The sequence below is a fragment of the Sandaracinobacteroides sayramensis genome, from assembly GCF_022014495.1.
Taxonomy (GTDB): Bacteria; Pseudomonadota; Alphaproteobacteria; order Sphingomonadales; family Sphingomonadaceae; genus Sandaracinobacteroides; species Sandaracinobacteroides sayramense.
Genome location: NZ_JAKLSQ010000001.1, coordinates 320,875 through 332,375, shown reverse-complemented (window position 1 = coordinate 332,375; position 11,501 = coordinate 320,875). Strand labels below are relative to the sequence as shown.

The following is an 11,501-nucleotide window of genomic DNA, read 5'->3' as shown; positions in this document are numbered from 1 at the left end:
GGCATGTCAATCAGGCTTTGGGCGCAGGATGCGACATGGCGGGGTGGATGGCCGGGCGCGGCGTCCCGGCCGGCCGGCGTCAGTCCACCATCTCGGCGACCAGCCGGCGGAGTTCGATGCGGCTCAGAAGCGGCGGATTCGCCTTGCGGGTCAGATTGATAAGGGTGTTGCGCCGTTGTCCGGCAGTGGCCGGGCGGCTTGTTTCGAAAGACATGAAATATCCATTAGAGGCGCTTCGCGGCGCCTTTTCCTTGTTTGTGAAAAATCGCCCTGAGGGCAGAATTGCCCGGGCGCTCGATCCGCCAGAATCACCGGAATGCGATTCAGCGGTTCCCATGCATATGGGTGTTGGTCTGCCATGAGACAAGGGGTGCTGGCCTTGCCCGGCTTGCGCCGCTAGTTTCGCCGCATGCGTCCCCAGCCTTTTCTCGCCGCCCTCCTGCTTTCGCTCGCGGCCTGCGGCCAGGTGCAGGAGACGGTCGATGCCGCCCCGGTCGCCGCCGGTCTGGTTGCCCGCACGCTCTGCACGGCGGTGTTCCTGCAAGGGCGGACGGAGGAGGATGTCCGCCTCTATGAACTGGGGCCGAAGCTGGACAAGCGGCTGGGCGACTTCAAGGCCGACATCGACCGGCAGAAAGGCGAAGTCTCGGCCGGCCCGCTGGGGCTGGCCTTCATGACGGCGGGGCACAAGCCGGGGCTGGGCTGTGCCGTCGGCCGCCCCGGCGACGGCGCCGGGCGGCCGTTGACGCTGACGCCCGACCCGCGCCCCTGGCCGCAGGGGGATTCGCTTTCGCCGCCTCCCGCCAAGGCTGTCCCAGGCAAAGCCATCGACGCCAAGGGGCTGGATCTGGCGATCGCCGACGCCTTCAAGCAGGGCGCCTATGGCAATCCGGAGGTGGATCCCGTCACCCGATCCATCGTCATCGTGCATGAGGGGCGGCTGATCCGCTCGGTGCATGCGCGCGGTTTCCACGCGATGACGCCGCAATATTCCGCCTCGATGGCGAAGACGGTCTCGGCGGCGCTGGTCGGGATATTGGCGGCCGAAGGCAAGATTTCGCCGGGCGACAAGGGGCTGCTGCCGGAATGGACGGCGAACGCCGGCGACCCGCGCGCCGGGATCAGCGTCGACAATCTGCTGAACATGGAATCCGGCCTCGACTTCAACGAGGATTATGGCGCCGGCGGCGACCCGGCGCGGATGCTCTATGCCGAGAATTCGGCGGCGCTGTTCGCAGCCGGCAAGCCGCGCCGCGAGGCGCCCGGCAGCCGCTTCTATTATTCCAGCGGCGACACCAACATCCTGATGCGGGTGGCGCGGCTGAAGTCCGGTCTTTCCGAGCAGGCTTGGAACCAGTTCCCCCGCGCCGCGCTGTTCCAGCCGATGGGCCTGCGCACCGCCGTGTTCGAGCAGGATGCGGAAGGGGATTTCATCGGCTCCACCTTCCTCTTCATGGGCGCCCATGACTGGGCGCGTTTCGGGCTGATGCTGGCGGACGGCGGGCAGTTCCACGATCGGCAGATCCTGCCGGCCGAATGGGTGGAGCGCATGTCCACCCCGACCGCGCTTTCCGGAGGCCGTTACAGCACCCAGACATGGTTCCGGGGCGGTGTTCCGGGGCAGAAGGGGAAGACTCTGGAACTGGCCGGTTTCGGCGGCCAATATGTGACCATCGTGCCGGAAACCCGCACGGTCATCGTCCGCCTCGGCTTCCAACCCGACCGTTCCGCCTGGGATCAGCAGCGTTTCCTAAAGCGGGTGTTCGAAGCGCTGCATGTCGAGGCGCCGGCGGAAAACCGCGCCGACTGACCGGCGCTCAATCGAAGGTCAGGTCGCCCCACTCCGGTTCCAGAAGATAGCCCGAGATGTCCACCTGGTCGAGCGACGCGGGGGACCATCTGGGGGAGCGGTCCTTGTCGATCAGTTGCGCGCGCACGCCTTCATAGAAGTCATGGCCGCCGCGAATGGCGGAGACCATGCGATATTCCAGTTTCAGCGCCTGCTCGATGGTGGCGCCCTCGGCTTCGCGCAGGCCGTGCAGGGTGAGCTTCAGCGAGGTGGGCGACAGGGTGCGGATGATCCGCGCCTGCTCCTGCGCCCAGTCGTCGCCATCGTCCAGCAGCGAGAGGATGTCCTCCACCTGATCCTGCGCGAAGAGATAGTCGATGCCGTCGCGCAAGGCAGGAAGCGTCAGTTCGCCGGGATCGGTGTCGAAGGTCGCCAGCACTTCGGCGACCGATTCATGGCTGTGCGCCAGCCGTTCCTTCAGCGTCGGGATCTCGGCCGAGGGCGTGTAATGGGTGCAATAGCCGATCGCCACGCAGTCGCCGCCCTTCACCCGCGCGCCCGTAAGCCCGGCCCAGGTGCCGAACTCTCCGGGGAAGCGCGCAAGGGCATGGGTGCCGCCGACGTCGGGGATCAGGCCGATGCCGGTTTCCGGCATGGCGAACAGCGTCTTTTCGGTTGCCACGCGGAAGGGCGCGTGCACGGAAATGCCCACGCCGCCGCCCATGCTGATCCCGTCCACCAGCGCCACATAGGGCTTGGGATAATGGGCGATCGCCTGGTTCATGCGGTATTCGTCGTGGAAGAAGCCCTGCCATTCGTCGCTGCCCATGCGGCCCGCGGTGTGCAGGCCGACGACATCGCCGCCGGCGCAGAAGGCACGGCCGCCGGCGCCTTCCACCACCACGGCCTGCACTTCGTCGTCCAGAATCCAGTCCATCAGCTGGCGGTGCAGCGACACGCACATGGAGCGGTTGAGGGCGTTCAGCGCCTGCGGCCGGTTGAGCGTCACCAGGCCGATCCGGCCCTCGCGGGAAAACAGGATTTCGTCGCTCATGCCTCGGTCTCCGCTCCATTTCCGGCGAACAGGCCGGGGCCTTCCACCTCCACCAAAACGCAACTGGTCGTCAACCGCGCCAGCAGCTTGCCCGTCTCGTCCAGCATGTCGGCCTCGGCGAAGCTGATGCTGCGGCCCATCTTCAGCACCCGGCCTTCGAAGACATAGCTGCCGCCCAGCCGAGCGGGCGCGAAGAAGCTCACCTTGAACTCGATGGTGGGCACGCCCACCCGGCGCCCCGCTTTCGCGATCACCGCCGTCGCCGCCGCGTCGTCGAGCGCGGTGGTGATGATCCCGCCCTGCAGATTGCCCATCGGGTTGCAGAATTCGGGCTTCGCCAGCATCCGGTAGCGGGTGGTGCCGGCCGACTGGCTGACCGCTTCGAGTTCCAGCCCCAGAAGCGCTGTAGTCGGGGCCTTTCGCCCGCGCATCCGTTCCAGCAATTCCGCGTCGGTCAACGCCATCAAAGCCCCTCCAGCCTTGTCAGGCCGAAGCCCTGGAGCGCGGGGCGCAGCGCGTCCAGCCCTTGCACGCCGCCCGTGAAGATCGCGCGACCCTCGGGCTTGGGGCTATCCCAGCGCACGCCTTGCAGCAAATGCGCCGCGCGCCGGGCGATGCCATCGGCGCCGTGGATGAAACGCAAAGGGCGGGGCGCGGCGCGGCGGAGTTCGTCTTCCACCAACGGAAAATGCGTGCAGGCCAGCACCACCATGTCCAGACGGTCGCCGCCGGCTTGTGCCAGCAACCCGTCCAGCGCTTGCGAATAGACGGCTGGATCGACCGCTTCGCCCCTCAGCTTCGCCTCGGCCGCTTGTACCAGCGATGGTGCCCCATGTTTCAACACCCGACAGCCGCTGGCGAAGCGCGACGAGAGATCCGCCACATAAGGCTGACGCACGGTCGCTTCCGTTCCCAGCACGCCGATCACATGGGTTTCGCTCTGCTCGGCGGCGGGCTTGATCGCCGGCACAGTGCCCACCACCGGCACGTCCAGCACCGGGCGCACATAACCGAGCGCGATGGTGGAGGCGGTGTTGCAGGCGATGACGACGAGGGAGGGGCGGATGCGCTCTGCCAGCCGCCCCAAAAGCCCCGCCACCCGGGCAGAGACCTCTGCCTCCCCCTTGATGCCATAGGGAAAACCGGCGGAGTCGGCGCAATAGACGAGCGGCGCATCCGGCAACCGCGTCGCCACGGCGGACAGGATCGAAAGCCCGCCCACACCGGAATCTAGGAACAGGATCGGGCCGGGCTGCATACCGGCATGCGATAACGCGCCGGGCGAAGGAGGCAAGTTTTTTGCGGCCGGGGTCGGCGCGTTGCGAGCCGGACCGCCAGCCGCTAGCAAGCTTTGCATGAGCTACGTCTATCTCGGCATCGCCATTCTGGCCGAAGTGATCGCCACTTCGTTCCTGAAGCAGTCGGACGGTTTCACGAGGCCGCTGCCGACGGTGGTGACCGCCGTCGGCTATGGGGTCGCCTTCTATTTCCTGTCGCTCTCGCTGCGCGAAATCCCCACGGGAATCGCCTACGCCATCTGGTCGGGTGTCGGCATCGTGCTGATCGCCACCATCGCCTGGGCGCTGCAGGGCCAGAAGCTGGACTTGCCCGCCATGCTCGGCATGGCGCTGATCGTGGCGGGCGTCCTCGTCATGAACCTTTTTTCCAGAACCACCGGGCACTGATCGCCCGGCGGTTCCTGCGTCAGACGATGCGCTGCTTCACATAGCGGCCCGGCGCATCCTCGATCGCCGGGAAGCCCTTGGCCTTCCCCGGCACCCGCGCCTTCACCTTCGGGCCGGAGCGCGGCGCGATCCAGTCGATCCAGTCGGGCCACCAGCTTCCCTTCACCTCGGTGGCCTGCGAGATGAACTCTTCCAGTGTCGGCGGAGTGTGGGTGCCGGCCGGCAGCACCCAGTGCTGATATTTCCCGGAAGCGGGCGGGTTCACCACGCCTGCGATATGGCCGGAGCCGGCCAGCGCGAAACGAAGCTCGCCGGAAAAGGCCTTTGTCAGCTTGAAGCAGCTTGTGAGCGGCGCGATATGATCGTCTTTCCCGGCCTGGACATAGGCCGGCGTCGCCACCTGCTTCAGGTCGATCGGCACGCCCTGCACGGAAATCCCGCCCGGCCGGGCCAGCAGATTGTCGCGGTAGAGCCCGCCCAGATATTCCTTCATGAAGCGGCCGGGCACATTCGTCGGGTCGCTGTTCCAGTAGAGCAGGTCGAAGGGGGTATATTCCTTTCCCTTCAGATAGTTGTTGACGACATAGCCCCACAGCAGGTCGGTCGGCCGCAGCATGTTGAAGGTGGTGGAAAGCCAGCGCCCGTCCAGATAGCCCTTGTCCTTCGCCAGTTCGTTCACCGTCTCCAGCATGGCGGGCGTCACGAAGTTCAAAAGGTCCCCCGCCTCGGTGAAATCCACCTGCGCGGTGAAGAAGGTGGCGCTGCGCACCTTCTCCGCCTGCCCGGTCGCCGCCATATAGGCGAGCGTCGCCGCCAGCACCGTGCCGGCGACGCAATAGCCGATCGCGTGCGTCGCCGGCGCCCCGGTCGCCTCCAGCACCAGGTCGATCGCCTTCAGCTCGCCTTCGAGCACATAATCCTCTAGACCATGGTCCTTCAGCGCTTCCGACCCCTGCGCCCAGGAAATCACGAACACCGTCAGCCCCTGCTCCACCGCCCAGCGGATGAAGCTCTTCTCCGGGGTGAGATCGAGGATGTAGAATTTGTTGATCCAGGGCGGGAAGATCAGCAGCGGGATCTCATGCACCTGCTTCGTAGCCGGCGCATATTGGATGAGCTGGAACAGCGGCCCTTCATAGACGACCTTGCCTTCGCTCGCCGCCACATTGCGCCCGACTTCGAAGGCGCTTTCGTCCGTCATCGTCAGCTTGCCGCGCTTCAGATCCTCCAGCATGTGCGACAGGCCGGAGAGCAGGCTCTCGCCGTTGCTCGCCTGCGCTTCCGCCAGCACTTCCGGGTTCAGCGCGGCGAAATTGGCCGGGCTCATCGCGTCCACGAACTGCTTCGCCTGGAAGGAGAGCTTGCGGCGCTCCTCCTCGGGCAGGCCTTCGAAGACGCCAAGCCCTTCCGAGACATAGTGGCTGGCCAGAAGATAGCTGCGCCGCACGAGGTCGAAGATCGGGGCGGCTTCCCATGCCTCGCCGGCGAAGCGTCTGTCCTTGCCGGTGGCGGTATCGGGGATGGCGTCGGGCCGCCCGGTCAGCATGCCGGCCCAGAGCAGCATGGAATCCGCCCAGTAGTCGCCCGTCAGCTTCAGGAGCTTTTCCGTGTCGGCGGTGGCCCAGGCGCGGCTCCAGTCCGCCCAGAGGCTGGTGAACTGCTCCATCTGCGTCAGCGCCTCGCCGGTGCGGGCGCCGGTCTTCATCCCCTCGCCCGTCCAGAACTCCATCATCATCTGCTGCGCGCGCCCGGAAACCTCCGTCAGGCGCTCGAACGCCTCGACGGCGTCGGGGGTGGCGTCGCCCTCCGCCTTGGAATTGCCCATCATGCTCTCCCTACCAGGGTTCAAGGTTTGGCCGCCGCCGCCGCCCGGTTCAAGCGGAAACTGACGGGCGCGGCAGCCCGGTCGCAAAAGCCGCCGGACCGCGCCCACGCCGGCGATTTCCCTTCAATAAGGGTGTCTTGGCGAATCCGTTGCCTGTGCTACTATGCCATGTCGGCCCGACCAGAGTCGGCGCTGGCCGGTGGCGCGGGAAAGCGGCATCGTCTCCGCATAACGGGAGCAAGTTGATGAGCAAGTTTGCAATGGGGGTTGTGGCCAGCTTCGGTCTGGCTTTCGCGGTTTCGGCCAGTGCGCAAACGTCTGCGCCCGCTGCTCCGGTTCATGCCGATTCGGGCCTGCCCTTCTGCTCGGCCAAGGTGAAGGACCGCTGCGTGCAGAGGGTCGACCTGAAGCGCGAAGGCAAGTCGGCCGCCACCAAGGCAGCCAACTGACATCCGGCTCCGGGGCCGGATGCCCCGGGTCGCCGCATCCTCCTGGAGGAACGAAACAGGCGGGCCGGGGAAACCGGCTCGCCTTTTTCGTCTTGGTGGGCCATGGCTGGCCTTCGGAGACTCTCCGGGGCGATCCGCGCCCGATCCAGAATGGACTGTTCGAATGACCGAGGAATTCTACCGCATCCGCCGCCTGCCGCCCTATGTGATCGCCGAAGTGAACGCGATGCGCGCGGCAGCCCGGGGCGGCGGGGAGGACATCATCGACCTCGGCATGGGCAATCCCGATCTTCCGCCGCCGCCGCATGTGATCGAGAAGCTCTGCGAAGTGGCGATGAAGCCGGACGCGCACGGCTACTCCGCCTCCAGGGGCATTCCCGGCCTGCGCCGGGCGCAGGCCAATTATTATGCCCGCCGCTTCGGGGTGGAGGTCGACCCGGAAACGGAAGTCGTGGTCACCATGGGCTCGAAGGAAGGGCTGGCGAGCCTCGCCACCGCCATCACCGCACCGGGCGACGTGATCCTGGCGCCCAACCCCAGCTATCCCATCCACACCTTCGGCTTCATCATCGCCGGCGCCACCATCCGCGCCGTTCCGACGACTCCCGACGAGGCCTATTTCGCCAGCCTGGAACGGGCGATGAAGTTCACCGTGCCCCGGCCTTCGGTGCTGGTGGTCAACTACCCCTCCAACCCGACGGCGGAGACGGTGGAGCTGCCCTTCTACGAGCGACTGGTGGAATGGGCCCGCGCGAACAATGTCTGGATCCTCTCCGACCTCGCCTATTCCGAGCTCTATTTCGACGGCAAGCCCACGCCTTCGATCCTGCAGGTGAAGGGGGCGAAGGATGTGGCGGTGGAATTCACCTCACTTTCCAAGACCTATTCCATGGCCGGCTGGCGCATCGGCTTCGCGGTCGGCAACAAGAAGCTGATCGCGGCGATGACCCGGGTGAAAAGCTATCTGGATTATGGCGCCTTCACCCCGATCCAGGCGGCGGCCTGCGCGGCGCTCAACGGCCCGCAGGACATCGTCGAGCAGAACCGCCAACTTTACCACAAGCGCCGCGACGTGCTGGTGGAAAGCTTCGGCCGCGCCGGCTGGGAGATTCCCAGCCCCCGCGCTTCGATGTTCGCCTGGGCGCCGCTGCCGCCGGCGGTGGCGCATCTGGGCAGCCTGGAGTTTTCCAAGCAGCTCCTCACCCATGCCGGGGTCGCGGTGGCGCCGGGCGTCGGCTATGGCGAGGAAGGCGAGGGTTTCGTGCGCATCGCCATGGTGGAAAATGAGCAGCGCCTGCGGCAGGCGGCGCGCAACGTGCGCAAATATCTCCAGTCCATGGGCGTGAACACGCCGGGCCGGGCCAGCGCCTGACCGCCGCCCGCATGCCTGCCGACCGGAAAGCCAAGGGCAAGGCCCGCTTCCTGCCGTCGCGCCGCGGTTTCCTGATCGGAACCGGGGCGGCGCTGGGGCTGGTGGTGGGCTACGCCTTGTGGCCGCGCAGCTACCCCAACGCCTGGACGGCGGGGGAGGGCGAACTTCTGCTGGGGCCATGGGTGAAGATCGGCCCGGACGGGCGGGTGACGGTGCCGGTGCCGCAGGCGGAAGCGGGGCAGGGTGTGATGTCCGGTTTTGCGCAGATCGTGGCCGACGAGCTTGGCGCCGACTGGCGGATGATGGCGGTGGAATCCGCGCCCTGGCATCCGGCCTATGCCAATATCGGGCTGGCCCGCACGGAAGCCGCCGGGCTTCCGGGCCTCGTCCGGGGCCTTGCCGCCCGCACCGGCGAGGAAGCGATCCAGCGGCTGAACCTGCATGTCACCGCCGGCAGCACCTCCATCAGCAGCTACCATGACGCGCTCCGCCGCGCCGCCGCCGAAGCCCGGCAGCGGCTGGTGATGGCGGCGGCGAAGGCGTGGGGCGTGGCGGCCGGCGAGCTGGACACGCGGAACGGCCAGATCGTCTACAAGGCGAACCGCATGGCCTTCGCAGAGGCGGTGAAGCTGGTCGACCCTGAAGTGCAGCCGTCGTCGGTCGCCCTGCGGGCGGAAAAGGCCCGGCCTCTGGCGGGGAAGGCGCTGCCCCGCCTGGACCTGCCACCCAAGGTGGACGGCAGCGCCCGTTTCGGCGCGGACGTGCGCCTGCCGGGAATGGTCTATGCCGCGATCCGCCACGGCCCCGTTGCCGGCAAGCTCGCCAGCGCTTCCGCGCCCGAAGGCGTGACGCTGGTGAAGGGGCCGAACTGGGTGGCCACGATCGGCCCCACCAACTGGGAGGCCCGGCGGGCGCTGAAGCAGGTGAAGGCCAGTTTCGCGGTGGAAGGCCGCAAGGCCGGCCCATGGATCGGCGAAGCCTTGCAGGCCGCGGTGCGCGGAAGCGACGGCGAAAAAGTTGCCGGACATGGCGATGTGGAGGCCCCGCTCGCCGCCGGCACGGGCGTGGTGACGGCGGAATACAGCCTGCCCTTCCTGGCGCATGCCTGCACCGAGCCGATGACCGCGACGGCGCGCCTCGTCGGCGGGCGGGCCGAGCTTTGGGGGCCGACGGAATCGCTGACCCTTGCCCATTGGAATGTGGCGGCGGCGCTGGGGCTGGAGGCGGAGCAGGTCACCGTCTACCCGACCCTGCTGGGCGGCGGCTTCGGCCGCCGGCTGGAATCGGACGCCATAGTGGAGGCCGCCCTCATCGCAAAGGCGATCGGCAAGCCGGTGCAACTGACCTGGAGCCGCGCCGAAGACCTCGCTTCCGGCCCGTTCCGCCCGCCCGTCGTGGCGCGGATGCGCGGGCTTCCCGGCACGGGTGCGGCGCTTGCCGCCTGGGACGGGCGGGTGGCGACACCGGCCTTCGGCGGCAACTTCCTCCGCCGCAACGCGCCGCGCCTGGCGCCGGATGCAGACTCCCCGAACGCGCGGGACATAGAAGGCCTGAACCGCATCCCCTATGCGACGGACGCCTTCCGCGCCGTGCATGTGCCGGTGGAGCAGCCGGTGCCGCTCGGCTATTGGCGGGGCGCCGCCAACAGCTTCTCTGGCTTCGTGGTGGAAAGCTTCCTCGACGAACTGGCGGAGGCGGCGAATGCCGACCCGCTCGCCTTCCGGCTGAAGCTGCTGGCGGACAAGCCGCGCCATCGGAAAGTGTTGAACGCCGCCGCCGAAGCCGGCGATTGGGCCGAGCCCGCCCCGAAGGGTTTCGCGCGCGGGCTGGCGCTGCACGAAAGCGCCGGCTCCATTGCCGCCATGGTGGTGACGGCCGGCGTGCAGCAAGGCCGGGTGCGGATATTGGAAGTGGTGAGCGCCATCGACTGCGGCCGCGCCATCGCGCCGGACAGCGTGCGCGCGCAATTGCAGGGCGCGGCGGCGATGGGTCTCTCGGCGGCGCTGGGGGAAGCCATCAGCTTCCGGGAAGGCGAGGCGGTGGAGCGCGATTTCCAGCGCTACAGGCTGGCGCGCATGGCCGATCTGCCGTCGCGTTTCGTCACGCTCCTCATCGACGGCGGCGAAGCGCTGGGCGGCGCCGGCGAGCCCGGCCTGCCGCCGGCGGCGCCGGCGTTGGCGAACGCGCTGGCGCGGGCCACTGGAAAGCGTGCCAGAACCCTGCCTCTGGCCGCGGCTTACGCCGGCTAGTGGCACTCCCGGTCGGACATCCTCCGGTGCATACGGGGAATGTGGGGCTGCTGCTCGTCAACCTCGGCTCGCCGGATGCGCCGGAGCCGCGCGCCGTCCGGCGCTATCTCGACCAATTCCTCTCCGATCCTAGGGTGGTCGAGATCCCGCCGCTTCTCTGGCAGCCGATCCTGAAGGGGGTGGTGCTGAACGTGCGGCCGGCGAAATCGGCGGCGAAATACGCCCTCATCTGGGACCGGGAGACGAACGAAAGCCCGCTTCGCCGCATCACCCGCGAGCAGGCGGAATTGCTGCAAGGCGCCTTCGGGCGGCAAGTGATCGTCCGCCACGCCATGCGCTACGGCAATCCGTCGATGCAGTCCGCCGTGGAGGCGCTGCGCGCGGCGGGTTGCGACCGCATCTGTGTCGCGCCGCTTTACCCGCAGTATTCGGGCGCCACGACGGGCAGCGCACTGGACGAACTGTTCCGCATCCTGAAAGGGCAGCGCTGGCAGCCGGCCATCCGCACCTTGCCGCCCTATCATGACCATCCGGCGCATATCGCGGCGCTGAAGGCTTCGCTCGAACAAAGCCTGTCCGCACTCGATTTCGAGCCGGAGCGGATATTGCTGAGCTTCCACGGCATGCCGCGCCGGACGCTCGATCTGGGCGACCCCTATCATTGCCAGTGCCGGAAAACCGCCCGCCTGCTGCGCGAGGCGATGGGGCGGAGCGAGGCGGAGATGCCGATCGCCTTTCAGTCGCGCTTCGGCAAGGCGGAATGGCTGCAGCCCTACACCCAGCCGATGGCGGAGGAGATGGCGCGGCAGGGGGTGAAGCGGCTGGCGGTGCTGACGCCCGGCTTTTCCGCCGACTGCATCGAGACGCTGGAGGAAATCGCGATGGAGGTGCGCGACGCCTTCCTGACCGCCGGCGGCAACCATTTCGCGGCTTTGCCCTGCCTCAATTTGTCGCAGCCGGGCATGGAAATGCTGCGCAACATATTGGGAGAGGCGCTTTCCGGCTGGATTGCGTGAGATTGTCTTGCGGCTGCAACTTGTGCGCGACATGGCGCCCGGCTAGCTTCGAGTCCGGAACG

Annotated in this window: 11 protein-coding genes; 6 read left to right on the top strand and 5 right to left on the bottom strand. The window is 67.6% G+C overall.

What is annotated here, in order from left to right; genetic code table 11:
• Positions 1 to 79: 79 nt before the first annotated feature.
• Positions 80 to 214, bottom strand: coding sequence for a hypothetical protein (locus L6Q21_RS17920; RefSeq protein ID WP_255696643.1), 135 nt, complete (start codon positions 212 to 214; stop codon positions 80 to 82).
• Positions 215 to 409: 195 nt separating this feature from the next.
• Here L6Q21_RS17920 and L6Q21_RS01420 point away from each other — a divergent pair, with 195 nt between their 5' ends.
• Entirely contained in the window at positions 410 to 1,810 is a 1,401-nt protein-coding gene (locus L6Q21_RS01420) for a serine hydrolase domain-containing protein (RefSeq protein ID WP_237828654.1), read from the top strand.
• Between the two features lie 7 nt (positions 1,811 to 1,817).
• On the opposite strand, the gene L6Q21_RS01415 is transcribed toward L6Q21_RS01420, so the two are convergent.
• Genes L6Q21_RS01415 through murI form a run of 3 tightly spaced genes read right to left on the bottom strand, consistent with a single transcriptional unit; the run spans position 1,818 to position 4,101 of the window.
• Positions 1,818 to 2,843, bottom strand: a complete 1,026-nt coding sequence (locus L6Q21_RS01415) for an enoyl-CoA hydratase/isomerase family protein (protein ID WP_237828653.1) — start codon at positions 2,841 to 2,843, stop codon at positions 1,818 to 1,820.
• Positions 2,840 to 3,307, bottom strand: a complete 468-nt coding sequence (locus L6Q21_RS01410; RefSeq protein WP_237828652.1) for a PaaI family thioesterase — start codon at positions 3,305 to 3,307, stop codon at positions 2,840 to 2,842. The genes L6Q21_RS01415 and L6Q21_RS01410 overlap by 4 nt, the downstream gene beginning before the upstream one ends.
• A complete protein-coding gene (gene murI / locus L6Q21_RS01405) occupies positions 3,307 to 4,101 on the bottom strand; it encodes a glutamate racemase (protein ID WP_237828651.1) in 795 nt (264 codons plus the stop codon). Before murI ends, L6Q21_RS01410 begins: the two co-directional genes overlap by 1 nt.
• Positions 4,102 to 4,198: 97 nt before the next feature.
• Here murI and L6Q21_RS01400 point away from each other — a divergent pair, with 97 nt between their 5' ends.
• Positions 4,199 to 4,528 carry an SMR family transporter gene (locus L6Q21_RS01400; protein WP_237828650.1) on the top strand — a complete coding sequence of 110 codons (330 nt, stop codon included), beginning with the start codon at positions 4,199 to 4,201 and terminating at the stop codon, positions 4,526 to 4,528.
• Between the two features lie 19 nt (positions 4,529 to 4,547).
• On the opposite strand, the gene L6Q21_RS01395 is transcribed toward L6Q21_RS01400, so the two are convergent.
• Positions 4,548 to 6,356 carry a PHA/PHB synthase family protein gene (locus tag L6Q21_RS01395; RefSeq protein WP_336246216.1) on the bottom strand — a complete coding sequence of 603 codons (1,809 nt, stop codon included), beginning with the start codon at positions 6,354 to 6,356 and terminating at the stop codon, positions 4,548 to 4,550.
• 242 nt (positions 6,357 to 6,598) lie between these two features.
• Between L6Q21_RS01395 and L6Q21_RS01390 the strand changes: the two genes are divergently transcribed.
• The 4 genes from L6Q21_RS01390 (at position 6,599) to hemH (ending at position 11,439) form a co-directional block, all read left to right on the top strand.
• Positions 6,599 to 6,802, top strand: coding sequence for a hypothetical protein (locus L6Q21_RS01390; protein WP_237828649.1), 204 nt, complete (start codon positions 6,599 to 6,601; stop codon positions 6,800 to 6,802).
• Between the two features lie 163 nt (positions 6,803 to 6,965).
• Complete coding sequence (locus L6Q21_RS01385; protein ID WP_237828648.1) at positions 6,966 to 8,174, top strand: LL-diaminopimelate aminotransferase; 1,209 nt, start codon at positions 6,966 to 6,968, stop codon at positions 8,172 to 8,174.
• Between the two features lie 11 nt (positions 8,175 to 8,185).
• Positions 8,186 to 10,423, top strand: a complete 2,238-nt coding sequence (locus L6Q21_RS01380; RefSeq protein WP_237828647.1) for a xanthine dehydrogenase family protein molybdopterin-binding subunit — start codon at positions 8,186 to 8,188, stop codon at positions 10,421 to 10,423.
• Positions 10,423 to 11,439 (top strand): ferrochelatase, encoded by a 1,017-nt coding sequence (gene hemH, locus L6Q21_RS01375; RefSeq protein ID WP_418895788.1) that lies wholly within the window; start codon positions 10,423 to 10,425, stop codon positions 11,437 to 11,439. Before L6Q21_RS01380 ends, hemH begins: the two co-directional genes overlap by 1 nt.
• Positions 11,440 to 11,501: the final 62 nt, after the last annotated feature.